Origin of the sequence: Aeromonas sp. SG16 (genome assembly GCF_024436135.1) — a bacterium.
GTDB classification, from domain to species: Bacteria; Pseudomonadota; Gammaproteobacteria; order Enterobacterales; family Aeromonadaceae; genus Aeromonas; species Aeromonas jandaei.
Window position 1 is genome coordinate 444,556 of the sequence record NZ_JANFNW010000001.1, and the last position, 24,737, is coordinate 469,292.

Annotated in this window: 25 protein-coding genes; 13 read left to right on the plus strand and 12 right to left on the minus strand. The window is 57.9% G+C overall.

Annotation, left to right across the window (positions count from 1 at the left end):
* Window positions 1-159 precede the first annotated feature (159 nt).
* The gene (locus NOM67_RS02065; protein ID WP_042032055.1) at window positions 160-594 is read right to left on the minus strand and encodes a YcgN family cysteine cluster protein; all 435 of its coding nucleotides are present in this window, start codon (window positions 592-594) and stop codon (window positions 160-162) included.
* Window positions 595-849: 255 nt separating this feature from the next.
* Complete coding sequence (locus NOM67_RS02070; protein ID WP_255933513.1) at window positions 850-1,335, minus strand: cell division inhibitor; 486 nt, start codon at window positions 1,333-1,335, stop codon at window positions 850-852.
* A 230-nt stretch (window positions 1,336-1,565) separates the two neighbouring features.
* Here NOM67_RS02070 and NOM67_RS02075 point away from each other — a divergent pair, with 230 nt between their 5' ends.
* A complete protein-coding gene (locus tag NOM67_RS02075) occupies window positions 1,566-1,763 on the plus strand; it encodes a DUF4250 domain-containing protein (RefSeq protein WP_236764842.1) in 198 nt (65 codons plus the stop codon).
* Window positions 1,764-2,140: 377 nt separating this feature from the next.
* Window positions 2,141-4,615 (plus strand): glycogen/starch/alpha-glucan phosphorylase, encoded by a 2,475-nt coding sequence (locus NOM67_RS02080; RefSeq protein WP_255933517.1) that lies wholly within the window; start codon window positions 2,141-2,143, stop codon window positions 4,613-4,615.
* Between the two features lie 64 nt (window positions 4,616-4,679).
* Here NOM67_RS02080 and NOM67_RS02085 read toward each other — a convergent pair whose 3' ends face one another.
* Both NOM67_RS02085 and trxC read right to left on the minus strand, forming a co-directional pair.
* Window positions 4,680-6,062: a DASS family sodium-coupled anion symporter gene (locus NOM67_RS02085; protein WP_139394327.1), complete on the minus strand. Its 1,383-nt coding sequence runs from the start codon at window positions 6,060-6,062 to the stop codon at window positions 4,680-4,682.
* Between the two features lie 150 nt (window positions 6,063-6,212).
* Window positions 6,213-6,647 (minus strand): thioredoxin TrxC, encoded by a 435-nt coding sequence (gene trxC, locus NOM67_RS02090; RefSeq protein WP_201910495.1) that lies wholly within the window; start codon window positions 6,645-6,647, stop codon window positions 6,213-6,215.
* Between the two features lie 153 nt (window positions 6,648-6,800).
* On the opposite strand from trxC, the gene NOM67_RS02095 reads away from it, so the two are divergent.
* The 4 genes from NOM67_RS02095 (at window position 6,801) to NOM67_RS02110 (ending at window position 13,873) form a co-directional block, all read left to right on the plus strand.
* Window positions 6,801-9,605, plus strand: a complete 2,805-nt coding sequence (locus NOM67_RS02095) for a response regulator (RefSeq protein WP_255933522.1) — start codon at window positions 6,801-6,803, stop codon at window positions 9,603-9,605.
* Between the two features lie 163 nt (window positions 9,606-9,768).
* Window positions 9,769-11,505 carry an ABC transporter transmembrane domain-containing protein gene (locus tag NOM67_RS02100; protein WP_255933524.1) on the plus strand — a complete coding sequence of 579 codons (1,737 nt, stop codon included), beginning with the start codon at window positions 9,769-9,771 and terminating at the stop codon, window positions 11,503-11,505.
* Window positions 11,502-13,253: an ABC transporter transmembrane domain-containing protein gene (locus NOM67_RS02105; protein ID WP_255933525.1), complete on the plus strand. Its 1,752-nt coding sequence runs from the start codon at window positions 11,502-11,504 to the stop codon at window positions 13,251-13,253. Before NOM67_RS02100 ends, NOM67_RS02105 begins: the two co-directional genes overlap by 4 nt.
* Before the next feature lie 146 nt (window positions 13,254-13,399).
* Window positions 13,400-13,873 (plus strand): DUF4442 domain-containing protein, encoded by a 474-nt coding sequence (locus NOM67_RS02110; protein WP_041210317.1) that lies wholly within the window; start codon window positions 13,400-13,402, stop codon window positions 13,871-13,873.
* A gap of 84 nt (window positions 13,874-13,957) precedes the next feature.
* On the opposite strand, the gene ybcJ is transcribed toward NOM67_RS02110, so the two are convergent.
* A complete protein-coding gene (gene ybcJ, locus NOM67_RS02115; protein ID WP_033116144.1) occupies window positions 13,958-14,191 on the minus strand; it encodes a ribosome-associated protein YbcJ in 234 nt (77 codons plus the stop codon).
* 256 nt (window positions 14,192-14,447) lie between these two features.
* On the opposite strand from ybcJ, the gene NOM67_RS02120 reads away from it, so the two are divergent.
* The 3 genes from NOM67_RS02120 to pdxY all read left to right on the plus strand — a co-directional run bounded on the left by NOM67_RS02120 (window position 14,448) and on the right by pdxY (window position 16,871).
* Window positions 14,448-15,011 carry a VC2662 family protein gene (locus tag NOM67_RS02120; RefSeq protein WP_156852950.1) on the plus strand — a complete coding sequence of 188 codons (564 nt, stop codon included), beginning with the start codon at window positions 14,448-14,450 and terminating at the stop codon, window positions 15,009-15,011.
* A 76-nt stretch (window positions 15,012-15,087) separates the two neighbouring features.
* Window positions 15,088-15,843: a DUF429 domain-containing protein gene (locus tag NOM67_RS02125; protein ID WP_156852949.1), complete on the plus strand. Its 756-nt coding sequence runs from the start codon at window positions 15,088-15,090 to the stop codon at window positions 15,841-15,843.
* A 164-nt stretch (window positions 15,844-16,007) separates the two neighbouring features.
* Complete coding sequence (gene pdxY / locus NOM67_RS02130) at window positions 16,008-16,871, plus strand: pyridoxal kinase PdxY (protein WP_156852948.1); 864 nt, start codon at window positions 16,008-16,010, stop codon at window positions 16,869-16,871.
* 108 nt (window positions 16,872-16,979) lie between these two features.
* Here the strand turns inward: pdxY and NOM67_RS02135 are convergent, their stop codons facing one another.
* The 4 genes from NOM67_RS02135 to NOM67_RS02150 all read right to left on the minus strand — a co-directional run bounded on the left by NOM67_RS02135 (window position 16,980) and on the right by NOM67_RS02150 (window position 19,968).
* Window positions 16,980-18,098: a glycerol dehydrogenase gene (locus tag NOM67_RS02135; RefSeq protein WP_156852947.1), complete on the minus strand. Its 1,119-nt coding sequence runs from the start codon at window positions 18,096-18,098 to the stop codon at window positions 16,980-16,982.
* A 298-nt stretch (window positions 18,099-18,396) separates the two neighbouring features.
* Window positions 18,397-18,903 (minus strand): GNAT family N-acetyltransferase, encoded by a 507-nt coding sequence (locus NOM67_RS02140; RefSeq protein WP_156852946.1) that lies wholly within the window; start codon window positions 18,901-18,903, stop codon window positions 18,397-18,399.
* Between the two features lie 88 nt (window positions 18,904-18,991).
* Window positions 18,992-19,384 carry an NUDIX domain-containing protein gene (locus NOM67_RS02145; protein WP_042032071.1) on the minus strand — a complete coding sequence of 131 codons (393 nt, stop codon included), beginning with the start codon at window positions 19,382-19,384 and terminating at the stop codon, window positions 18,992-18,994.
* Entirely contained in the window at window positions 19,381-19,968 is a 588-nt protein-coding gene (locus tag NOM67_RS02150) for a class IV adenylate cyclase (protein WP_156852945.1), read from the minus strand. Before NOM67_RS02150 ends, NOM67_RS02145 begins: the two co-directional genes overlap by 4 nt.
* A 514-nt stretch (window positions 19,969-20,482) precedes the next feature.
* Here NOM67_RS02150 and NOM67_RS02155 point away from each other — a divergent pair.
* Window positions 20,483-21,328 (plus strand): DUF5718 family protein, encoded by an 846-nt coding sequence (locus NOM67_RS02155; RefSeq protein ID WP_255933531.1) that lies wholly within the window; start codon window positions 20,483-20,485, stop codon window positions 21,326-21,328.
* A 59-nt stretch (window positions 21,329-21,387) separates the two neighbouring features.
* A complete protein-coding gene (locus NOM67_RS02160) occupies window positions 21,388-21,828 on the plus strand; it encodes an acetyltransferase (protein ID WP_043852114.1) in 441 nt (146 codons plus the stop codon).
* Between the two features lie 62 nt (window positions 21,829-21,890).
* Here the strand turns inward: NOM67_RS02160 and NOM67_RS02165 are convergent, their stop codons facing one another.
* The 3 genes from NOM67_RS02165 to NOM67_RS02175 form a co-directional block, all read right to left on the minus strand.
* Window positions 21,891-22,208, minus strand: a complete 318-nt coding sequence (locus tag NOM67_RS02165) for a DUF4377 domain-containing protein (RefSeq protein ID WP_182925581.1) — start codon at window positions 22,206-22,208, stop codon at window positions 21,891-21,893.
* Window positions 22,209-22,301: 93 nt separating this feature from the next.
* On the minus strand, window positions 22,302-23,588 hold the full coding sequence (locus NOM67_RS02170; protein ID WP_033116137.1) for a citrate synthase: 1,287 nt from the start codon (window positions 23,586-23,588) through the stop codon (window positions 22,302-22,304).
* A 180-nt stretch (window positions 23,589-23,768) separates the two neighbouring features.
* Window positions 23,769-23,957, minus strand: a complete 189-nt coding sequence (locus NOM67_RS02175) for a hypothetical protein (RefSeq protein WP_124242845.1) — start codon at window positions 23,955-23,957, stop codon at window positions 23,769-23,771.
* 64 nt (window positions 23,958-24,021) lie between these two features.
* Between NOM67_RS02175 and sdhC the strand changes: the two genes are divergently transcribed.
* A complete protein-coding gene (gene sdhC / locus NOM67_RS02180) occupies window positions 24,022-24,399 on the plus strand; it encodes a succinate dehydrogenase cytochrome b556 subunit (protein ID WP_041210307.1) in 378 nt (125 codons plus the stop codon).
* Window positions 24,393-24,737, plus strand: coding sequence for a succinate dehydrogenase, hydrophobic membrane anchor protein (sdhD, locus tag NOM67_RS02185; protein WP_041210306.1), 345 nt, complete (start codon window positions 24,393-24,395; stop codon window positions 24,735-24,737). Before sdhC ends, sdhD begins: the two co-directional genes overlap by 7 nt.

The window sequence follows — 24,737 nt, forward strand, 5'->3', positions numbered from 1 at the left end:
TCTGCTTGGCATGAGTCTGATTGTGAGGGGCGGGCATGTGCATCATGCCCGTCAAATCAACGTGAATACTCTACCCGGATGGGCAGCATGTCTGGCAGAAACAACAAGGGCCGCACCATGTGCAGCCCTTGTTGTGTCAGATATTGCAGATTGAGCGCGTTAGCTGGCCCAGGTGATGATGTGGTCAATCCATTCACCCGCCTCATCTTCGTGGATCACCTTGCCACGTACGGATTGTCCCGCTTGATGCATGGCTGAACGGCTACCGGTCAGCAGGGGATGCCACTCTGGCAAGGGGTGCCCTTCGGCAAGCAGGCGGTAAGCGCAAGTGGAGGGGAGCCAGTCATACTCGGCAATCTTGTCGTGGGTGATCTGCAGGCAATCCGGTTCTTTCTTGAAGCGGTTCATATAGTCGGAGCACTGGCAGGTTTTGGTGTTGAGCAGGTTGCAGGCTACGTTGGTGAACACCAGCTCTTCGGTATCTTCATCGATCAGCTTGTTGAGGCAGCATTTGCCGCAACCATCGCAGAGGGATTCCCATTCGGATTCAGTCATCTGCTGCAGACTCTTGGTCTGCCAAAAGGGGGCTTGCATCATACCGCTCACTTAATACACCTGATAAAACGCGTGGTTATACCCCTTGTCCCCCGGCATTTCAAGATGAGCGTACCAATGGCGAGAAAATATGAGTGAACTCGATATATTGCCTGGAGCCATAAGATACCTGCGTCTGAGACTGGTTCATTGTACCGTCTGTTTTAACCATCTCTTTCCAGACTCTTTGAGTGCCCATCATCTTCACTCAAGTGGGGGTGAAGAAGGTGCTATCAAGAGGAGCTCGACCCTGGCTCAGTGATTGAGATAGATATCCTGTTCGCCATAACTCAATCGTTTACCGTTCACAGCAATACGTTTGGCGCCAAAGAAGCAGGCCAATATGCCTGACTGCTGGCCAAGACGCTGCAATTTTGCGTGATCCAGCTCGATCTGTTCGGGCAGCCAGGTAAAGACCGCTGCACAATGCCCCTGACAAAGGCTGCGCTCCAGTGTCTGTTGCCAGTTCTTGATCTTCGGGCTGTGTACGATCAGCACCCGTTTCGGGTCTATACCACGCTCTTGCAAGCGGTTGGCTGCAGGGCGGCCGGGTGGGGCGATCAACAGGATCCATCCGGTATGGTTGTTACCGATGCGGGTCAATTCATCCAGAAACTGTTCGTCAGAGTGAATACGCACGTTGGCTGTGGCCGATCCCGCTTTACAAAGGATCCTTGTTGGCCATGGACGGCTGATGGTGCAGCTCATTGCGACAGAGGGAGAGTGCAGAGTCTGGTTCATATCCTTTATCCTGTATGAAAATACAAGCTGTATGTGCATACAGTAGTTCTGTTCTGAGTACCTGACAAGCTGTTTTTAAAGAAATATGTGATCTCTACGATATAATGCCACTGTAAGTGATTGATTTTAAATGTATTGATGATCCATTGAATGGTGGTGTTTTTTTGTTCTATGGACAAACGCTGGTGTACCACCCATGGTTATACAGGTCGTCAAGAGGAGGAGCAGAGATGGATATCAGCACTTTGCAGCGTCTGGATGCCAACATTTTGCTGGGCATCATCAATGAGAAATTGCGGCTTGAATGTGATGGGCTGGGGGAGTTGCTGGCCTATTACGACATGAGTGAGGAGCAGCTGGCGGTGCGGTTGGGCCAGATTGGATATCACTATGATCCTTTGAGCAATCAGTTCAAGGCACACACCTGATGGTGCAATGCAGGTTTCATATTTGCCTTGTAGCATATATCGGTGCATTGAAATCGCTTTCAATGCGCCGTTTCAGTGCCTATTTTCAAGGATTTTCAACGCCTGGCAATCGTTGAAAACCTATTCACGTTATTTTATTTTAACTTTAATCATAACCTATTGATAAAGTTGGTTATTTTTTATGAATGGCAACGAGTCAAAGGAAAGGGTTTTCACGCTTTTGGGGCGGTTTTCATCGGTTAAAGTGTGACTTGCGTTAACTTTTAATTGCGCGGCTTTCGTTAGTATTCTCACGCCGGTACATATTTTGAGATAACAACAGCGCCGGTCCCGATCCTCGGGATAACAATTTTATTTGTAACGAAGGAATATGGTTTATGGCTACCAAGAAGAAGACAGACCAGGATCTCCAACTGGATAAAGATCAGCTCAAGGCGAGTATCGTGCGTCACCTGCGTTCTACCTTGGGAACAAGCGAACAGAAAGCCTCTCACGATGCATGGTGGAAAGCCACCGCAGCGGCGGTCAACGAACAGGTTTACGAGCGCCTGACCCGCACTCAGCAGACTCACTTCAAGAAAGATACTCGTGCTATTCACTATCTCTCTGCTGAATTCCTGATGGGGCGTCTGACCTCCAACAACCTGCACAACCTCTCTCTTTACAAGATCTGTGAAGAGGCGCTGAGCGAACTCGGTCTGGATCTGACCGACCTGTGTGAACAAGAGCCCGATATGGCGCTCGGCAATGGTGGCCTGGGTCGTCTGGCTGCCTGCTTCATCGACTCGCTGGCAACCCTGAACTACCCGGCTGTGGGCTACGGTATCCACTACGAACACGGTCTGTTCCGTCAGGAGATCCAGGATGGCCGCCAGATTGAGCGTCCAGACTCTTGGCGTGAATACGGCAACCCTTGGGAGATCTGCCGTCCGGAGTCGGTACAAGAAGTCCCCCTCTATGGCTATGTCGAGACCGTCTTCGGTGATAACGGCGGTTTGAAGAAGGTGTGGCACGCGGGTCGCAAGATCAAAGGGGTGCCTTGGGATATCCCGGTAGTCGGTTTTGGCGGCAGTACCGTCAACATCCTGCGTCTGTGGGAATCCCGAGCCTCCGAGTTTTTTGACTGGGACGTGTTCAATGCCGGTGGTTACATTGACTCGCAAGCAGAGAAAGCACAGGCCGAAACCATCTCCAAGGTGCTCTATCCGAACGATGAGACCGATGCCGGTAAAGAGCTGCGCCTGATCCAGCAGTACTTTTTCTGCGCCTGCTCCATCAAGGACATCATGCGCCGCTACAAGCGGGTGCATGAGAGCGACTTCAGCAATTTCGCGGCCCAGATCGCTATCCAGCTCAACGATACTCACCCCACTATCGCCATTCCCGAACTGATGCGGGTGCTGGTGGATGAAGAGGGGCTGGACTGGGCGGCCGCCTGGGAGATCAGCTATCAGGTCTTCTCCTACACCAACCATACCCTGCTGCCGGAAGCGCTGGAGAAGTGGTCTGTCAGCCTGTTCGAGAAGGTGTTGCCGCGCCATCTCGAGATCATTTATGAGATTAACGCCCGTTTCCTGAACGAGCTGGTCGAACCCAAGTGGCCCGGTAACGATGCCATCAAAGCCAAACTCTCCATCATCGAAGAGGGGAGTGTACGCAAGGTGCGCATGGGCAACCTCTGCGTCATCGGCTCTTCCAAAGTGAACGGCGTTGCGGAGATCCACTCCAAGCTGGTCAAGGAAGATCTCTTCCCCGAGTATGCCGAGCTGTGGCCGGAAAAAATGTGCAACGTGACCAACGGCGTGACGCCGCGTCGCTGGCTGCTGGCGTGCAACCCGGAACTGGCTGCACTCTATAACGAGGTGGTGGGCAAGGAGTGGCCGCTGCAGCTGGATAAGCTGCGTGGCGTGGTGAAGTTTGCCGACGACAAAGCGTTCCAGAAACAGTTTATGACCATCAAGCGGCACAACAAAGAGAAGCTGGTCAAGGTCATCAAGGCGGAAACCGGCATTGATGTCAGCGCCGAGGCGATCTTCGATGTCCAGATCAAGCGTCTGCACGAGTACAAGCGTCAGCAGCTGAACCTTATCCACATCATGGGGCTCTACCGTCGTTTGCTGGCCAACCCGGACTATGACATGCATCCGCGCGTGTTCATCTTTGGCTCCAAAGCGGCGCCCGGTTACAAGCTGGCCAAAGACATCATCTATGCCATCAACAAGTTGGCGGATCGGGTCAACAATGACACCCGTATTCAGGGCAAGTTGAAAGTGGTGTTCATGCCGAACTACCGCGTGAGCCTGGCCGAGAAGCTGATCCCGGCTGCTGATGTCTCCGAGCAGATCTCTACTGCTGGCTATGAAGCGTCCGGTACCGGCAACATGAAGATGGCCCTCAACGGTGCCATCACCATCGGTACGCTGGACGGCGCCAACATCGAGATCGCGGAAGAGGCCGGTGCTGAAAACTGCGCCATCTTCGGTCTGAACGTGGACGAGGTGAAGGCCCTGAAAGGCCGCGGTTACAACCCGTATGACTTCTACTATGCGAACTCAGAGCTGAAAGCTGTGCTGGACTGGTTTGACACCGACTACTTCACTCCGGGTCGTCCGGGTGAGCTGGCTTCCATCAAACGTTCCTTGCTGGAAGGGGGTGATCCTTACCTGACACTGGCGGACTTCCAGTCCTACTCCGATGCGCACAAGCTGATCGATACCTGGTATCGCGATCCGGCGCTGTGGGCTAAAAAGGCCATCATCAACTCGGCTACCATGGGCAAGTTCAACTCCGACCGCTCCATTCAGGACTATGTAGAGCGGATCTGGAACCTGAAACGCTGCTCCGTCAACTAACGGTTCACGGCAATAAAAAACCCCCGCAATGCGGGGGTTTTGTTTATCCGGGGGTTAGTGGATATCAGAGGATATCGCCGACAAAGAAGGCCAGCATCGCCAGCAGCACAGTGAAGACCAGATTCAATGACATACCGGCTTTCATCATCTCTTGCTGGCGGATATGGCCGCTGGCAAAGACGATGGCATTGGGCGGCGTTGCGACTGGCAGCATAAAGGCGCAAGAGGCACCGATAGCGATGAGAACCGCCATGACGACGGGAGAGACGCCCAGCGCTTCAGCCACACCGGCAAAGAGCGGGATCAGCAGCGCTGCGGTCGCGGTATTGGAGACCAGCTCGGTCAGGAAGACCACGAAAGCGGCGAGCAGCAGCAGGATCACGAAAATGTTGGCATGAGAGAGGACGGCCGACAAATGTTCCGCCAGAAAGGCGCTGGTGCCGGTGGCTTTGAGGATGGCGCTCAGGGTCAGGCCGCCGCCAAACAGCATCAACACGCCCCAGTCAGTGTTCTTGTTCACGTCATCCCAGCTGGCGACGCGGCTGACCACGATGGCAACGATGGCTCCCATGGCGATCAGGGTATCGAGTTGAGGTATCCCGCCAAAGGCGTTGGAGATAGGTTGCGAACCGATCCACAGCACCACAGTGGTCAGGAAGATTGTCAGGGTAACTTTGCGCTCGCGGGTCCAGTTGATGGTGACATCCTGCAGTTCAACCTTGTGGTTGAGCTGCGGGCGAGTGACCAGATAGAGCAGGGCAATGCCACAGGGCATCAGGATAATGACGACCGGAATGCCGAACTTCATCCAGTCGGTGAAGCCGATCCCCATCTGGGCTGCTGCAATCGCGTTGGGTGGGCTGCCCACCAGGGTGCCGATACCGCCGATGCTGGCGCTATAGGCGATACCAAGCAGGACGAACACGAAGGTGGCACGATTCTTTTTGCTATCAAGGCGGGTCAGCATGCCGATCGCCAGTGGCAGCATCATGGCGGTGGTGGCGGTGTTGCTGATCCACATGGACATGGCGGCGGTAATGGTGAAGAGCAAAATGACGCCCCAGCCAAGGTGCCCGTTGGCCAGATGCATCACCTTGCCAGCCATCAGGGTGTCCAGCCCCTGTTTGGAGAGGGCAGCAGCCAGTGCGAAGCCACCGAAAAAGAGGAAGAGGATCGGGTTGGCGAAGTCGGTGAGTGACTTGCTCATGTCAAAGACCCCGAGCACGGTCGCGAGCAAGGGCACCAGCAGTGCGGTGATGGTGACATGGAGAGCTTCAGTCAGCCAGAGGATGGCGATGAAGACCAGAATACCCAGCCCCTTGTTGACCATGGGGTCAAACGGTAGCCAGGCGAGCATGGCACAGAGCAGCAGGACATCCAGGATAACTATCCCTGATTTGACATCCAGCCAGCGAGATGAGGCTGAGGGTACAGCAGATGTGTGCATAATGTTCTCTCGGTTAATTTATGGTTGTTTTTGTGTTGCCGAGACTACATTTCTTCACCTGGATGAAACAGACCTGTGTGCCGAAAATCAGTCACTACTCACAGAGTGATTGATTAATCGGCGCAAAATTAAACATGTGCGTAACATCCATCAAACGTTGACGAATTGCTCCAGCCACTGTTTGAACATGCTCTTGGGCAGTGAACCGTTGACTTGCGCCACCATCTTGCCCTGTTTGAAAACCATCAGCGTGGGGATACTGCGAATGGCGTAGCGTGCAGCGATGCTGGCTTGCTGCTCGGTATCTACTTTGACAAAGCGCATTTGTGGTTCCATTTCGTGAGCAACTTCGTGAAACACGGGGGCAAATTGTTGGCAAGGGCCGCACCAGCTGGCCCAGAAATCGACGACAACCGGAATGTCGGAGCTGATGAGAGTATCGAACTGGTTGTCACGACCGAGAGTCGGGGTCTGGCCAAAAAGCGCGGCTTTGCAGTGGCCACACTTGGCTGAATGGTCGATATGGTCCTCAGGCAGGCGGTTTCTGGTAAAGCAGTGGCTACAATAAGTAGTGACAAATGACATAATTGGCTCCTGTAGATGTATTCTGATGGGGAGATTTGCTGCCCAATCAGCGCCGCGCCACGGTAACACAATGGCCGGCAGGAGTGGATCATGCTCCCGGGGTTCATTACCCTGCAGGATAATTCAGCGACCACAGTTGAGAGTCGAGACGGGATGAACAAAGGATCACGGAAAAACCGTGTGCTGCTTGGGCTGGTTGTGGCCTTGCTGCTCGCGTTTTCGGGATACTGCTGGCAGTTGCTCAGTCAGCAGCAGCAAGCTGAGGATATGAGTACCGCGGCAGAGGTTGTGCTGAACCGGATTAATTCGGACACCGTCTATTTGCTTGGACGGGAGCAGGCCAATGACACCAACGTCCAGCAGCGCCTCAGCCAGTTATCTGCAAATCTGGATAGCTTTGTGCGTATGGTTCGCAGTGATCCACTGCTCATCTCTTTTCCCCTTTCCCAGACTCTGTTGCAGGATATGGACTCCTATCTGATGGAGCTGGCCCAACTTCATGCCATGGAGATGGCGATAGAGTACATTCAGCAGCCATTCCAGCTGCAACTGCACAAGGTACTGGCACTGCCACAGACAGACGACACCTTGCAGAGCAATCTCAAGGAGCTGGCACAGCTGGGGTCATTCCTGCAAAAAAGCTGGAGTAAAGAGGAGCAGGAGCAGCTGACCCTGCTGCAGCAACAATTGACAACCCGCTATCGCGATCAGCCAGATGTTATTGCTCTGGTTCAGTTGAGTGCAGATCTGAGTCGCCAGGTGGTTGCGTATCACACATTGCGTAACAGGCTGATCGACATGCATGTGGTTGATACTCTGGTGCGCTGGAAGCTCGATCGGCTTGAGTGTGCCGCCAAACTGATGAACCGCTTCTATCTGATGGTGCTCGGGGGGGCTTTGATTTGCTTTGGTCTGGTGGCCTATACCCTGTGGCGGCGAAATCAGAAGCTGAGTGAGCTCTCTCACCAGACCGGCCTGCTGGCGCAGGCCAAAAGCGATTTTCTGGCCAACATGAGCCACGAGATCCGCACGCCCATGAATGCCATCATCGGTTTCAGTTCGCTGGCCCTGCAAACCGAGCTGGATCAACAGCAAAGGGACTACCTTGGCAAGATCAAATCCTCTTCCGATACCTTGTTGCTGCTGATCAACGACATCCTCGATTTGACCAAGGTGGAATCAGGCAAACTGACGCTGGAAGAGATCGATTTCGATCTCAGCGAGCAGCTGGATTCGCTGGCGGGCATGTTTGCCGATCTGGCTGAACGCAAACATGTCGAGGTGATCATCTGCAAATCTTCCGATGTGCCGGTTTTCCTGCGTGGTGATCCCCTGCGTCTGGGGCAGGTGCTGGTCAACTTGGTCAATAACGCTATCAAGTTTACCGAGCGTGGTGAGGTGGAAGTGTCGATTAGTTTGGCCAGCGCGCATCCCATGCGGATCCGCTTCAGTATCCGCGATACCGGTATCGGGATTGCGGAGGATAAGCAGGCTCATTTGTTTCAGGCGTTTACCCAGATTGATGCCAGTAATACCAGAAAATATGGCGGTTCCGGCCTTGGCCTTAACATCTCCCAGCGCCTGGTGGAACTGATGGGCGGGCGGATCTCGGTGCAGAGTAAACCCGGGGTTGGTTCGCTGTTCCAGTTTGATATTCCCATGACTCAGGCTGTTTATGGCGTGGCCGGCCGTAAAGTGTTCTTCGAACATCAACCGCTGGTGCTGGTGATGGATGACAACGAGCTGGTGCTGGATCTGGCCAAAGATATCCTTACCCGCGCCGGCGTCAGAGTGCTTGCAGTCAATTCGCTTTCCCGTGCTCGTCAGGTGTTGCGGGAAGAGGGGCAGAACCTGAAGCTGGCAATTCTCGACTGGCGGATGGGGCAGGAGGATGGGCTGGATCTGGCCCTCGAGATGTATCAGCACAGCCAGTGGCGCCGTATTCCTATTCTGATGATCAGTGCCTGGTCCAGAGATGGTCTGCACGGCAAGATGGAAAGCATCGGTCTGACCCATTTCCTGCCCAAGCCGATGACCGAAAACTCCCTGCTGGCCAAGGTGGATGAGCTGCTCAATGGCAGCTCTTATGAACACCATTTACGGCAAGCGGAAGCGCAAGGCGATCAGCAGCATTTCAAATCTCTGCTGCAGGGAACCCGGGTGTTGCTTGCCGAAGACAACCGGGTTAACCAGCAACTCATTATCGAATACCTGCGCCGGGTGGATGCTGTCGTGACCGTGGTCAACAATGGCCGCGAAGCTGTAGAGCGCGTTGCCGAGCAGCCGTTTGATGTCATCCTGATGGATCTGCAGATGCCGGTGCTCGATGGCCTCGATGCTACCCGCCAGATCCGCAAGATGGTCGACAAGCACGATGTGCCCATCATAGCGCTGACCGCCAGTGCCATGCCGGGGGACAAGGAGCGTTGTCTGGGGGTCGGGATGAATGGCTATGTTACCAAACCGGTCAGCAAGCTCGATCTTTACAACAACCTGCTGCAGTGGGTAAAACCACAAGAGCTGGAGCAGAGCGGTATGCTGGAGGTGAAACCGCCCGACATGATGGGGGTGCTCGACTTGCAGGATGCGCTCAAGCGGCTGGAACAGGACAAGGAGGCGCTGCAGATCCTCTTCAAGCTCTTCATGTCGGAGCACAAGGATGATCTATGGGAGATCCGCTCGGCCTTGCGCCGTCAGCAGCCGGATGTTGCCTGTAAATTGCTGCACACCCTCAAAGGGGTGTCGGCCAATATCTCCGCAGCCCGTTTGCAGGTGGTCGCCGGGGAGCTGGAGTGGCGGCTGCGGCAAAACGAGGTGCTGAGCGAAGCAGATCTTGAGCAACTGCAACAGGTATTCAGCCAGACCAGAGAGGAGGTATCCCACTTTCTTCTGACTGGTGAGCAGCATGAAAATACGTATAACCCCTATGCAACAGGTGATGATCGCCCCTCTCAGTGAATTAAATAGTAATTATTCTCATACCCCCTGGTTCGGGATATGATGACCCTTCGATTCAAATCGCCTCCAGCCGGAGGCGATTGTTTTCTATTCTGATGTCGACCCGTGAGAATGCTGTCTGCATCTGTGCGTTATGGCAGTTAAAAGGGCAAAGGTTGGTGGTGTGAGCGTATTTATACGATTGAGCTGGTTTTTCAGGGAGCAGTGGCGGCGGTATCTTATTGCCATATCTCTGCTGATGGTAGTGGCCTTGTTGACCGTCATTCCGCCCAAAGTGGTTGGCTGGGTGGTGGACGGTATTACCAGGGGATCCCTCGATAGCGCAACGCTGACGGGCTATCTGGCCGGCCTGTTTAGCCTCGGTTTACTCATCTACATGCTGCGTTATGCCTGGCGAGTCATGCTGTTTGGCGCCTCGTACCGGCTAGCCTTTGTGCTGCGCAACCGTCTGTTCAGCCACTTCACCCGGATGAGCCCCGATTTCTACCAGCGCCACCGTACCGGCGATCTGATGGCCCATGCCACCAACGATATTCAGGCGGTGGAGATGACAGCCGGGGAAGGGGTCTTGACCCTGGTGGACTCCATCATGGTCGGGGTGCTGGTGCTCTCCATCATGTGCAGCCAGTACTCCTGGCAACTGACTCTGCTCTCCCTGTTGCCACTGCCGGTGATGGCTTTTTTCATGAACCGCTTTGGCAAGCAGATCTACAAGCAGTTCAAATCAGCGCAGGGGGCCTTTTCCAAACTCAACAACAAAACCCAGGAGGCGCTCTCCGGTGTGCGAGTGCTCAAGTCCTACGCCGTTGAATCCCTAGAAGATCAAGGTTTTGCCGAACTGACCCGGCAGGCCGGGGAACGCAACATGGCGGTGGCTCGCATCGATGCCAAGTTCGATCCCGTCATCTATCTCTGCATCGGTTGCTCCTATTTTCTGGCGGTGGCGGGTGGCAGCGCGCTGGTACTCCGTGACGAGCTGACTCTTGGGGAGCTCACCAGTTTCACCATGTACCTCGGCCAGCTGATCTGGCCCATGTTCGCCATCGCCTGGCTGTTCAACATCATAGAGCGCGGCAGCGCCGCCTATTCGCGAATTGAAAGTCTGCTCGGCGAGCGCAGCGATATCGAAGAGCCGGCCCACCCGCTTGCGCTGGTCTCGCCCTTCCCGTTGCAAGCCCGCGATGTGGGGTACCAGCGTGAGCAACGTACCCTGTTGCAGAGTGTGGATTTCACCCTGCAAGCTGGCGGTATGCTGGGGATTGTCGGGCGTACCGGTGCTGGTAAAAGTTCTCTGCTCAAACTGCTGATGCGGCTGGCCAATCCCACTGCGGGAGAGATCCGCATGGGGGATATTCCCATCTCGCAACTTGCGCTGGGTGAGCTGCGCAGCCAGTTTGCCTATGTGCCGCAGGAGCCATTCCTGTTTTCCACCACCATTGCTGCCAACATCGCCCTTGGTCGGCCTGATGCCAGCCGCGAGGAGGTGGAGCGGGTGGCGCGGATCGCCTGTGTCCATGACGACATCAGCCGTTTCCCCAAAGGCTACGAGACCGAAGTGGGCGAGAAGGGGGTGACCCTCTCCGGCGGCCAGAAGCAGCGGCTCGCCATCGCCCGTGCTCTGCTGCTGGAGGCGCCCATTCTGGTGCTCGATGATGCGCTCTCAGCGGTGGATGCCCACACCGAGCAGCAGATCCTGCACGCTCTCAAGGCGCACAAGCGCACCCTTATTCTGGTCAGCCACCGGATGACGGCGGTGGAGCAGGCCGATGAAATTCTGGTACTGGAGCAGGGGGCCGTCAGTGAGCGTGGCCGCCACGGCGCCCTGATGGCTCACAACGGCTGGTATGCAGATATGGTGCGTTACCAGCGTCTCGAAGAAGCAGTGGAGGAGAGCCTGTGAACCCGACCATCAAACGGCTGCTCGCCTACTGTGCCCGTTATCCGCGCTGGCTGATCCAGGCAGGCCTCTGCTTGCTGTTGGCAACCGGTGCCGAAGTGGCGGGCCCCCTGCTCATCAAACTGTTCATCGATGACTATCTGACACCGCGCCAGCTGGTGTGGCCCGCCATTGCGGCCATTGCTGCCGGCTATCTCGGTTTGCAGGTGCTCTCTGCCGCGGGTTTCTACCTGCAATCCCTGCGCTTTAACCGCATCGCCCAGGCGGTGGTGCAAACCTTGCGCGAGCAGGTATTTGCCACCGCGATCCGCTTGCCGGCCCGCTACTTTGATCAGCATCGCTCCGGCTCGCTGATTTCCCGCATCACCAACGACACCGAGGCGATCATGAACCTCTACGTGCAGGTGATTGGGCTGCTGGTGCAGAAGGTGGTGCTCTTGTGCGGCATTCTCATCTCTATGGCGCTGCTGGATCTGCGGCTGATGCTGGTGTGTGCCTGCCTGCTGCCTGCGGTGGGCGGAGTGATGTGGCTCTATCAGCGCTTGAGCGTGCCTGTGGTGCGGGCGACCCGCAGCCTGCTTTCCGACATCAACAGCCGCCTCAACGAGTCGCTGCAGGGGATGCCGGTCATTCAGGCCATGGTGCAGGAGCGCCATTTCGCCAACGCCTTTGCCGAGGTGAACCAGCAGCACTGGGCGGCGCGCCTCAAGAGCCTCAAGATCAACGGCATCCTGCTGCGCCCGCTTATCGATCTCTTTTACATGATGGTGTTGATCGGTCTGCTGGCGCTGTTTGCCCACGAGGGGCTGAGTAGCGCGGGTGCCATTCAGGTGGGGGTGCTCTACGCCTTTATCAGCTATCTGGGGCGGATGATTGAGCCGCTTATCGAGATGACCAACCAGCTCAACCAGCTGCAGCAGGCGATGGTGGCGGGGGAGCGGGTCTTTGCCCTGCTCGATGAAACCCGCGAGAGTACCGACGGCGAGCAGCTCCCGCTGGAAGGGCGGGTGAGCTTCGAGCGGGTGGGATTCTCCTACGATGGCGAGCAGCAGGTGCTGCGCGACATAAGCTTTACCGCCAAACCGGGCCAGATGCTGGCGCTGGTGGGGCATACCGGTAGTGGCAAGTCCACCATCATCAGCCTGCTGATGGGCTTCTACCCGCTGGATCAGGGCACCATCCGCTTCGATGATCACCCGATGGCGAGCCTGTCGCTCTCGGCGGTGCGCCGCAGTATCGGGTTGGTACAGCAAGATCCCTTTATCTTCGTCGGTACCCTGGCCGAGAACCTGCGCCTTGGCCGGGCTGGCATCGACGAGGCGCAGCTGTGGCAGGCGCTGACCGAGGTACAGCTGGCCGAGTTTGTGCGCAGCCTGCCGGATGGCTTGAACACCCTGATGGAGGAGGGGGGCAAGAATCTCTCCGCTGGGCAGCGCCAGCTGCTCTCCTTTGCCCGCGCGCTGGTGGGGGATCCGCGTATCCTCATTCTGGACGAGGCGACCGCCAGCGTGGACTCCCAGACCGAGTTGGCCCTCTCTTCGGCGCTGGCGGCGGCGCGTCGTGGTCGTACCACCATCGCCATCGCCCACCGCCTCTCGACCATCGTCGATGCGGACGAAATCCTGCTGCTCTCTCGCGGGCAGGTGAACGAGCGGGGCAGCCATGGCGAGCTGATGGCACTCGGCGGCCATTATGCCCAGCTGTTCGAGATGCAGAGTCAGGGGGCCTGGCTCGAAGAGAAGCGGGCCTGATCGACCGGCAAATGCACAAGAGGGAACCGTTGCGGTTCCCTCTTTTTTGGGCAATGAAATAGCGGCAAGCGTGATCCGCGTCCTTGTCCAATCATGGTCATGCTGGCAACATGCTGTTTACATCAACTCATCGGATCAGTTCGCATATGGATTTGCAACGTTTGAAGGCCAACCTGGCGCTGCGGCTCTTTGCCTGGCGCTACATTCCCGTCATCGGTTTTTGTGCCCCGATCATCGAAGAGATGAACGCCAAGGCGCTGCGCATTCGCATTCCCCTTGGCTGGCGTACCCGCAACCATCTGGGCAGCATGTATTTTGGCGCGCTGGCCACCGGCGCCGATCTGGTGGGCGGTCTGCTGGTGATGGAGAAGGGGCGACAGCGACGCAAGAAGGTGCACTTCGCCTTCAAGGATGTACAGGGGGAGTTTTTGAAGCGGCCCGAGGGGGATGTACAGTTTGACTGCGCAGCGGGGGAGGAGATCGACGCCATGATCGATGAATCGCTCGCCACTGGCCAGCGCATCAACCGCCCCATCCAGGTGGTGGCCACCTGTCCCTCTCTGAACGGAGATGAGGCGATGGCGCGCTTCGTATTGACCCTCTCGATCAAGGCCAGCTGACGCGCTCAAGAGATACGCCCGTGCGGGCTGCTCAAACGCTCCGCCGGCAGATCTGGCGGAGCGGTGGCAATCAGCCGTGACCGATCACTCGATCTCCGGGCTCATCCCCTCTTTGACCACGACCTTCATGCCGTTGAAGTTGACCACCTGCTCGGCCACGATCTTGCAGCGCTTGCGGGTCTCTACCTGACCGTCCACTTCGACCAGCCCTTCGGCGACGAGCGCCTTGGCCGCGCCGCCACAATCGGCCCAACCCTGATGCTTGATAAGGTCACACAAGGCAACGAAGGGGTGACCTTCGAGCAGAAACGTTTCCATGGGAAATCCTCTAACTGGATGAATGCCGGACGTGGCAGGGCGGCTATTTTAGGCAGTTCACCCCGGCAAGGAAAGGGAAGGGGGCTGATGGCCGTGAAAAATGGCCGGGCACAGGCGGCCTTTTTGCGTGCCACCCCGCATTTGGCGACTGGCTGGGACGCCTGATGACGCAGCGCGTCCCTCGCACTGTCCCCCCGGTACCTCCCGGCTGTTAGCATGCTCCTTTTCCTGCTGATGCAACTGCAAGGAGCATCCCATGACACTCTCCCGACTGCTGCTGGCCTGCGGCGCCCTCACGCTGTTCGGCGTAGCGCAAGCCAGTACGCCGGTACAGTTTTCCCTGCCCGGGGTCAATCTGCCCGCCTCCCATCAGGTGGAAGGGGCGCGCGCCTCTCTGCTTTACGGTCGTACCGGTCAGGTGAAGGGGATCGATCTGCCGGTGTTTGCCCTCTCCGATGTGGATCGGTTCAGTGGCCTGCAGCTCGGGATCTTTCTCGGTGCCGGCCGGGTGCGCCACCAGTTTGGCGGGGTGGCCATCAATGCCGTCAACTGGCATGAGGGGCAGGATACCGGCGTCAATCTCGGGCTGGTCAACCTGACCAATAACGTACAGGGGATCAACTGGGGGGCGGTCAATATCGCCAAAGGCAATGCGCTGGCCAACGTCGGGCTGGTCAACTATGCCGAGCGCACCACCTTCCAGATCGGTTTTATCAATGCCACCAAACACCTCGACGGCTTGCAGATCGGGTTGGCCAACTACGCCGCCAACGGCGTTTTCCCCATTTTGCCGCTGGTGAACTTCCAGAAATCGTTCTGAGTGGGCGGTTCGCTTTGCGTTAAGCCCGCAGGCTGATTACCCTGTGCCCCTTCTATCCGTGACACAGAGGTAACAGATGACGGCAGGGCAGATGAGTGCAATCGGAATTGGCTGGGATGTGCGGGGCTGGCAAGGCAGCGCCCAGGCGGTGGCCGTGGTGGGCTGGCAGGCCGACTCCAGCAGCCTGCACTGGCTCGGGGTCTCGCCGTTGTTTCGCCTGAGCTCACGGGTCGCGCCGGATCTGGCGGCCTTGCTGCGTCCGGCCCTGCAAGACGAAGCCTTGCTTGCGCAGGTTGAGGCCTGCCCGCAACTGGCGCTAGGTATCGATGCGCCGCTCGCCTTTCCCCGCACCTTGCGCGACCTGCTTAACGGCCAGCCGCTCTCCTGCGCCGTGCCCGAGCGGGAGATCGACAACCCCTACGCCTATCGCGACTGCGAGCGCTGGTTGTATCAGCAATATGGCAAGAAGCCGCTGTCGGCCACCTTCGATCGGCTCGGCAACAACGCCACCCTGGCGCTCTCCATGCTGCCCAATCTGCCTGATCTGCAACTGGTACCGACCGTTGCCCCGCAGGCCAGTCGCGCCGTGCTGGAGGTCTATCCGGCGCTGGCCAAGGTCGCGGGCAAGGCATCACCTGCCAGACCCGAGCTGGCGGCGCTGCTGCCTGCAGATGTGGTGCCGGATACGGATCGCTACGATGCGGCGCTGTGCGCTCTGATGGCGCTGCAATATGCCGCTGGCGGTCGGGTTGCCCGGCTGCCCGCCCTGTTGACTCCGCCAGCCGGGATGGCACTGGATGAGGGGTGGGTCTACCACTTCGCCCGTCCATAGCGAGCAGAAAAAACGAACGCAAAGCAGTGCCGAATGGCATGGCTTCAGGCCAAAAGCCTGCGTTTAATCAGGAAAATGCCGGTTCGTGCCGTGACAGGGTGGCAATCCAATATCTTCATCCGATATATTGCCCCCCTTGCTGATCCTTTGTTGTGGTGATCCCGATGAAATCCGTTATCTCTATTCAGTCCCACGTGGTGTTCGGCTGTGCCGGCAACAGCGCCGCCGTCTTCCCCATGCGCCGTCTGGGGGTCGACGTGTGGCCTGTCAATACGGTGCAGTTTTCCAACCATACCCAGTACGCACAGGGCTGGCAGGGGATGGCGATGCCGGCGGGACACATCAGCGCGCTGGCCGAAGGGCTGGGCAATATCGGGGTGCTGGGCCAGTGCGATGCGGTACTGAGCGGCTACCTCGGTTCGGCCGAGCAGGGGGACGAGATCCTCAATGTGGTCAACGCCGTCAAGGCGGCCAATCCCGATGCCATCTACTTCTGCGATCCGGTGATGGGGCATCCCGAGAAGGGGTGCATCGTCGCCCCCGGTGTCACCCGTTTTCTGACCGAGCAGGCACTGCCGGTGGCTGACATGATGGCCCCCAACCTGCTGGAGCTGGAGACCCTCTGCGATACCCATCTGGCGGATCTGGCGCAGACCCGCGCCGCCGCCCATCAGCTGCTGGCCCGTGGCGTCAAGCTGGTACTGGTCAAGCATCTGGGGCGCGCGGCGCAAGATCCGAGCCGCTTCGAGATGCTGCTGGCCACCCCGGATGGGGATTACCTGATTGCCCGTCCGCTCTACGACTTTGCCCGTCAGCCGGTCGGGGTTGGCGATCTTATCAGCGCCCTGATGCTGGCCAATCTGCTGACCGGCCACGATGCGGTGAGCGCCTTTGAGCGTACCAATGCGGCGGTGGACGCCGTGCTGCAAGAGACCTGGCGCCAGGAGGCTTACGAGCTGCAACTCATCGCCGCGCAAGAGGCCTTTGCCCTGCCAGAGGTTGAAGTGCGGGCGGTTAAACTGCCCTGAGTCAGCGCAGACGTTCGTCTATCCCGACAAGAGATGGATGGCAGATGAAAAAGGCTTGCCAATGGGCAAGCCTTTTTGCTGTTTGCCGCATTGGGTGCGGCAAATCAATCAGGCGCGGGGATGGCGGAGGCGATAACGCTCTGCCATGGCATTGGCCGCTACCATGGCGGCGTAGACACCCTGTTCACTGACTGTCATCGGCATGTTGCCCATGGTATCGAGGGGATCGCAGGCCAGCTGTGCCACCTTGCGCCACTCGCTTTCATGGAAGTGAGTGAGCCCAAGCTCTTGCAGCGTCATCGGCAGGCCTGCACAGTCGATGATGCGCAACACCTCATCAAGTTCATGTTGCGGGGCGCTCTCAAGCACCAGCTGGGTCAGCAGGCCGAAGACTACCTTCTCGCCATGCTGGGCATGATGGAGCTCCGTGATCAGTGACATGCCATTGTTGACGGCATGGGCAGCGGCCAGCCCACCGGCTTCTGCACCGACCCCGCTGAGGTAGATGGTGGCTTCGATGACCTGCTCCAGCGCCGGAGTGGAGACATGGTGGCGTATCGCATCCATCGCCAGCTCGATGTTTTCCCCCAGCAGCTCATAACAGAGCTTTGCCAGACCCAGCCCGGTACGTGAAGGGCGCTTGCCAACCAGATTGAGCCCGTCGGCCCGATAGCAGGCGCGCGCTTCGAAATAGGTGGCCAGGGCATCGCCGACACCTGCGGAAAAGAAGCGGGGAGGGGCGGCAGCAATGAGGGCGGTGTCAGCCAGCACCACGTCCGGATTTTGCGGCAGGAACAGATAGCGCTCAAATTCGCCCGCCTGGTTGTAGATCACCGCGAGTGCCGTACAGGGGGCATCCGTGGAGGCAATCGTCGGGAACAACACAACCGGACGACGCAGATAGAAGGCCACGGCCTTGGCGACATCCAGCGTCTTGCCGCCGCCGATCCCGACAATCACGTTCGCGCCATATTGCTCGGCAAGGTGGGTCAGACGCTGGATCTCCTGTTCGGTGCATTCGTAGCGAAACTTGTCGACCACTCCACTGAGGCCTGCCTGCAGGATCCCCGCCAGGGCCTCCTCTTGCACCCGCTCAAGAATGAACTCGTCGCTGATGAGCAGCGCATTGTCACCAAAATCTTTAACGTGCTCATGGAGTTGCGGGAGAAGGTGTTGGCCGATGATGAACTTTTTGGGGGAGGTGACAGTACGGGGCAAAGTAGGCATCCATTATTCCTCAAGGCAGTGAACAACATAGATTTGATTATCAAATGGGTCTCACACGATACGCCTGCTGAAGCAAGAGATGAACAAGAAATGGGGCTCGTATTATCCCTTAATTAATCATTTTGTTGGTTTTGTTGTATTTTGGCGCGAGTGATGGCGGGGGTTGAGGGGGGCTGGGTCAATGGCTGTTTCGTTGCTGTCTGTCGCAAGCCTATTGCTGCAACAAAAAGTCACGCTGCCACAAGCAGGGCCGGTCAGTTCGGCCCTGCTGTTTTGATAAGAGAAGCGGGGGGAGTGTTCAGAGCATCTTGTAGAAGATAACTGTCGCAGCCAGCTTGCCGTCGGCACCGAGGGCAAAATGGGGGATCTGGCCAGCCTCCTGATAGCCGAGTTGACGATAGAGGTGCGAGGCCACGTCACCGGCGCGAGTATCCAGCACCAGCAGCGAACGGCCCGCGGCATGGGCGCCTTGCTCCATCGCCTGCATCAGCGCACGGCCAATACCTTTGCCTCTCGCCGCTTGCAGTACCATCAGTTTTTCCACCTCGGCCCGGTGGCGGCCATTGGCCTTGCCGCAGAGTGAGAGCTGCACGGCGCCCACTACGGCTTGCTGTTCAATGGCAAGCCACAGTTTTCGGCCCCCTGATGCCAGCTCTGCTGCCACCCCTTGCCAGTATTTAGCCCCATCTTCAACACGGAGGGGCGGTAAAAAACCGACCGAGGCACCGCTGTTGACACAATCCTGTAGCAGGGCGATGAGGGCGGGCAGCTGATCCTCGATTGCGGGTACGTCAATAATGTTCATCCGACATCCTTTTCGTTGTGTGAACGGCATCCTGCCTGCGGTTCAGCCACAGTGTGCTCTGGCCGTGATGCAAGGAGGCTGCGGCCAGTTAGCGGATCAGCCCCTGCTCCTTGAGCCAGCCAAAGAGCAGGCGGGAGACGGGGGAGAGCTCGTCGAGATGGCTGCTGTCGAGCCAGCGCAGCTCGGCAATCTCGGCCGAGGCGACCGGGGTGCCGCTGGCTTGGCCGGTGTAGCAGCGCAGCCGCACCTCGACTCCGGCCGGTTTGCCATCGGCCTGGGCGCTGAACTCGCAGGCAAAGCGCAGGGTATCGGGTTGCAGGGTGACGGCCAGCTCCTCGTCAATCTCGCGGATCAGGGCCGCTTCGTCGCTCTCGCCCGGCTCGCGCTTGCCGCCGGGGATGTAGTAGATGGCCTTGCCGTGGGAGCGGGCGCAGAGCAGTTGCTGATCTTTAAAGGTGAGCCAGGCGAGTTTGTCGATCATCGGGTTGCATCCTCTGGGTGTGCGGTGGGTGTTGCCTGCATGTGCTGGCTGCACAGGGTGCGGTAGGAGCGCGGCTCCTCCATCTCGGGAGCGAGCCCCAGCCGCGCTGCCAGCGCGAGCAGTTGCTGGCGAAATTCAGGCAGGCGTGCCTCGTCATCGGTCATGATGGCCAGCTCGGCAAAGTCGCCAATCCCGGTCAGGTGATCCAGGGTGACGTGAAACGGGCCAAGGAAGTAGATGCTGCGCTGTTTGGTGATCTCGAGGATCTGCCGGTAGTCCATGGTCAAAAGCATGCTGGCAGCCTTGTCGGCATCGCTGATATTGACCGCTTCGCAGCGATCCGCCTCGGGCCCCTTGACGATCCAGAGCTGGATGCCGGAGGGCTCCATGGTGCGGATCGCCAGACTCTTGCCTGCGCGGGCAAGGGCATCGTCCGGCGTGTCGAAGTAGCGATCCCGCTCCAGATTATCTTCCAGCATCACCTCTGGATTGAGGGCGAGCAGCGCCTTGAGGAAGGCAGGGCGATCCGCCAGCCGATATTTGAACTCGACTTCGAAGCGGCCCTGAAAGTGCGCCTGTGACATCAAGAAGATCCCTCTGTGAGTCTGTGTGGCAGGCAGCCTAGCAAAGTTGGTGCGCAGGCCAAAGAGGAGAAAGGGCTAAAGAGAGAAAGAGATCGGAAGATGGCCGCTGGGGGCTTGGCGGGCAGCCTGCGGTGCAGAGAGGGGCCAAACTGGTCACTATAAGTTGAATTTATGCCTTTTGGCTGAATGCCCTCGTTTTTGTTTATATCGACTGGTGAGCCCGGCTTTCCGCTGTTGCACTCTGTTTTTCGCTTCTCCGGGGCGTTGGCCGCTTGCTACAAGGCAGATCTGTTGCTGCTGGCTACAAGATGACCGGCCCGGGTGGCGGACGAGGTGGATGAGGTGACAGAAATGGCGCAAGGCGTCGCCAGTCGGGGCCAAAAAAGCGGGCTGGCGCACACCGCCGCAGGGCCGGACTGGGCGAAGGCGGGGGCCTTGTGGTTTAATCTTGCCACTTTAGCGGTAGTGGGCGACAAGCCTGCTACCTTGCGTTGGCAAGATGCAGGTGAGCAAGATGCAAGTGACAGCAGAGAGCAAGTTTATTGGACTCGGGGTAGCGGGCAATTTCGCCGGTCATCTGGAGCAGGCGGGTGAAGCGTCGGATTTCGTGGCGGTGGTGGTGCGTGATACCACCGCGCCCAAGGCACTGTTCCCCTTCTTCGTACCGGGCCATCCGGGTCAGCTCGGGGTGTTCCCGCTGAGCAATAACGCCATCTTCCTGCCGGAAGCGGCGGTCAGCGGTGACGAGAAGGTGCAGATTGAGCCGGAAGTGGCGCTCTGGTGCGAGCTGGAGTATGCCGACAAGCAGGTGGTGGCGATCCATCCCCGTGCCTTTGGCGCCTATAACGACTGCTCCATCCGTCGTCCCAACGCCAAGAAGATCAGCGAGAAGAAGAACTGGGGCGAAGAGAGCAAGGGGTTGGCGGCCAAGCTGCTGCCGCTTTCCGGTTTTGCCGCCGGCTGCGAGATCGATGACTATCGCATCGCCTGCTATCTGGAGCGCGATGGCGAGCTGCACGCCTACGGGGTAGACAGCGCCGCCATCGACTACAGCTACTTCCACGGCAAGCTGCTCGACTGGGCCATCGACAAGTTCAACCATCAACAGGATGAAGGTCCGGCGGAGCACATTCAGGGGTTGCTGGCGCAGGCGGGGCATCCCCCCCATGCGCTCATCAGCATCGGCGCCACCCGTTATACCCCGTTTGGCGAGACCCACTTCCTCAAGCCCGGCGACACCTCCTGCGTGGTGGTCTATCCGGGCAGCCGCTACAGCGAAGCGGAGATCCGCGAGGCGATCCGTACCCGCAGTTTTGGTGCCGATGTGTCGGTGCTGCTGCAGGCGGTGCAGGCGCGCTAATTCAGATTGGCCCGCGGGGAGGCCATAACCATCCTGCGGGCTGCAACAAAGAGTCATTGATGAAGATTGATACTGTAACGCGGGCCGATTATCCGGCTCTGATCGCGCTGTGGGAGGCCTCGGTGCGGGCGACCCACCACTTCCTGCCCGAGGCCGAGATCCTCGCGCTCAAACCGCTTATTCTGGAGCACTACTTCGATGCGGTAACACTGCACTGTGCCCGGACGGAGGAGGGGCGCATTGCCGGTTTTTGCGGGCTATGCGATGGCAAGATAGAGATGCTGTTTGTGGCGCCGGCGGTGCGCGGCAGTGGCGTGGGTCGCCGGCTGGTGGAACATGCCATCAGCCAGTGCGGCGCGACGCTGGTTGACGTCAACGAGCAGAATGAGCAGGCGGTGGGCTTCTACCAAAAGATGGGGTTCGCCGTGACGGGCCGCTCGCCGCTGGATGGCCAGGGTAAACCCTATCCCTTGCTCCATATGGCGTTGCCGCCGCGATAGTCACTCATGTGAGATAACAAACGGGGGATGGCCTGCGCCATCCCCCGTTTTTGATCCTGCCGTTACTTGCTGGCGACCTTGCTGACCACCTTGATCAGCTGGTAGCGCAAGGAAGGGGCATCCGCTGGCACGTTGGTGAGCTGCTCCTTGCTCACGGTGAGCTGATACCGGTAGCCCGGCTCGAACTGAAAGCCTTCAATGTTTTGGTAGAACAGCGTCCAGGGTTGCTGCTCGTCGCTGCGCACCTGCATGCACTGCATCGGCCCGACCCCGACACAATCGACCAGCTGGCTGTTGATGTAGAGGGTCTCACCCTGTGGGGCCGTGGTGCCCTGACAGGCGGTGAGCAGCAGGGCGGCGCTGACAAGCAGAGGTTTCATGGTGGACTCCTTCGAATTGAAAGGGGCATTAGAGCGACAAATAAAAAGGCGGTCAATGACCGCCTTTGTAACAAACCATGTCGACTCAAGCGCTTAGCGCTCGTCGATCGGGACGAACTTGCGCAGCGGCTCACCGATGTAGAGCTGGCGCGGACGACCGATCTTGCCATCCGGATCGGAGTGGAACTCGTTCCAGTGGGCGATCCAGCCGATGGTGCGGGAGATGGCGAAGATCACGGTGAACATGTTCATCGGGATGCCGATCGCCTTCATGATGATGCCGGAGTAGAAGTCCACGTTCGGGTAGAGCTTCTTGTCGACGAAGTAGGGGTCGGAGAGCGCAATGCGCTCCAGCTCCATGGCGACGTCGAGCAGCGGATCCTTGATCTGCAGCTCCTTGAGCACCTCGTGGCAGGTCTCGCGCATCACCTGGGCACGGGGGTCGTAGTTCTTGTAGACCCGGTGACCGAAGCCCATCAGACGGAACGAGTCGTTCTTGTCCTTGGCGCGGGCGATGTATTCGGGGATGCGATCCACCGAGCCGATCTCCTCCAGCATGCGCAGGCAGGCCTCGTTGGCACCACCGTGAGCCGGGCCCCACAGGGAGGCGATACCGGCCGCGATACAGGCAAACGGGTTGGCACCGGAGGAGCCAGCCAGACGAACGGTCGAGGTAGAGGCGTTCTGCTCGTGATCAGCGTGCAGGGTGAAGATGCGATCCATGGCGCGCTCAACCACCGGGTTGACCTTGTACTCTTCGGTCGGCACCGCAAACATCATGTGCAGGAAGTTGCCGGCGTAGGAGAGGGCGTTGCGCGGTTGCATGAACGGCTGGCCGATGGAGTACTTGAAGCACATGGCGGCCAGGGTCGGCATCTTGGAGAGCAGGCGGAAGGCGCAGATCTCGCGATGCTGTTCGTTATTGATATCGAGGGCGTCGTGATAGAAAGCGGAGAGGGCACCCACCACGCCACACATGATGGCCATGGGGTGGGAGTCACGACGGAAGCCGCGGAAGAAGAAGGCGATCTGCTCGTGCACCATGGTGTGACGGGTTACGGTGCGCTGGAATTCGGCGAACTGGGCCTTGGTCGGCGCCTCGCCGTAGAGCAGGATGTAGCAGACTTCGAGGTAGTTGGACTCTTTGGCCAACTGGGCGATGGGGTAACCACGGTGCAGCAAGACACCCTGATCCCCGTCGATATAGGTAATGGCGGACTTGCAAGAACCGGTCGCCATGAAGCCCGGGTCAAAGGTGAAATACCCTTGTGCACCCAGTTTTCTGACATCAATGACATCCGGTCCGACTGTTCCGGAGAGGATCGGCAATTCGACCGGATCTTTCCCGGGCAGGTGTAGGGTGGCTATCTTATCAGCCATAGCACGTCTCCTTTGCTCTTTATAATTTGGTTCCAGTCCTACTCTATTACGACTTTTATGACGCTGGCAAAGGTTGTTACCCATACCGAGGTGGCTGGAGCGCCTTATTTGAAACAGAGTTCCCTATCAATGTCAATTTTGCTGGATGGCCATTAATTAAATGTTAAATAAAATATGCGATCAGGTTTGCGGTTTTGTGTTTTCTTTGTAGCTATTTGATTGTCTTCGGTTAAGCCCGCCGATATACTGCGCCACGTGGGTCATGGCTGCGGGTGTTTGAAACGCTTTGGCAAAGCCTGATGTGAAACCGAAAACCGGATTTTTGGCTTTTTCAGAGTGTTTTGGTAACAAATAACCAACAATCACCATCCCGTGCCCTCAGAAACGAGTTAAAACAATAACTAACGTGCTCAATGGAGCTGAGTGGGCAAGCGTGAAAAAGAAACAGAGACCGGTCAACCTCGACCTACAGACGATCAGCTTTCCTGTCACTGCCATTGCATCCATCCTGCACCGTGTATCAGGGGTAATCACCTTTGTTGCACTGGGCATCTTGCTGTGGATGCTTGGTACTTCACTCGCCTCTCCCGAAGGGTTTGAAACCGTGGTTGCCATCATGGACAACTTCCTGGTCAAACTCGTGCTGTGGGGGATCCTGACTGCGCTGGCATACCACATTGTGGGCGGCTTGCGTCATCTGGTCATGGATATGGGCTATTGGGAAGAGCTGGAATCCGGCAATCAGAGCGCCCGTGTGGCCTTCGTGATCACCGCGGTTCTGGCAGTATTGGCGGGAGTGCTTGTATGGTAACCAATTCTGCAACCTTCGGGCGCAGCGGCGTACACGATTACATCCTGATCCGCGCCACCGCCCTCATCATGAGCTGTTATGTCCTCTATCTGGTCGGTTTTGTCGCGTTCAACGACATCACCTACGAGGTGTGGACCGGCTTTTTCGCCAACACCTTCACCAAGGTCTTCACCCTGTTGGCTCTGCTGTGCGTACTGATCCATGCCTGGATCGGTCTGTGGCAGGTGCTGACCGACTATATCAAGCCAGTGGGATTGCGCGGTGCGCTGCAGTTCGCGCTGGTCGTGGTGCTGTTTGTCTATCTGATGACGGGTTTCGTCGTGCTGTGGGGTGTGTAA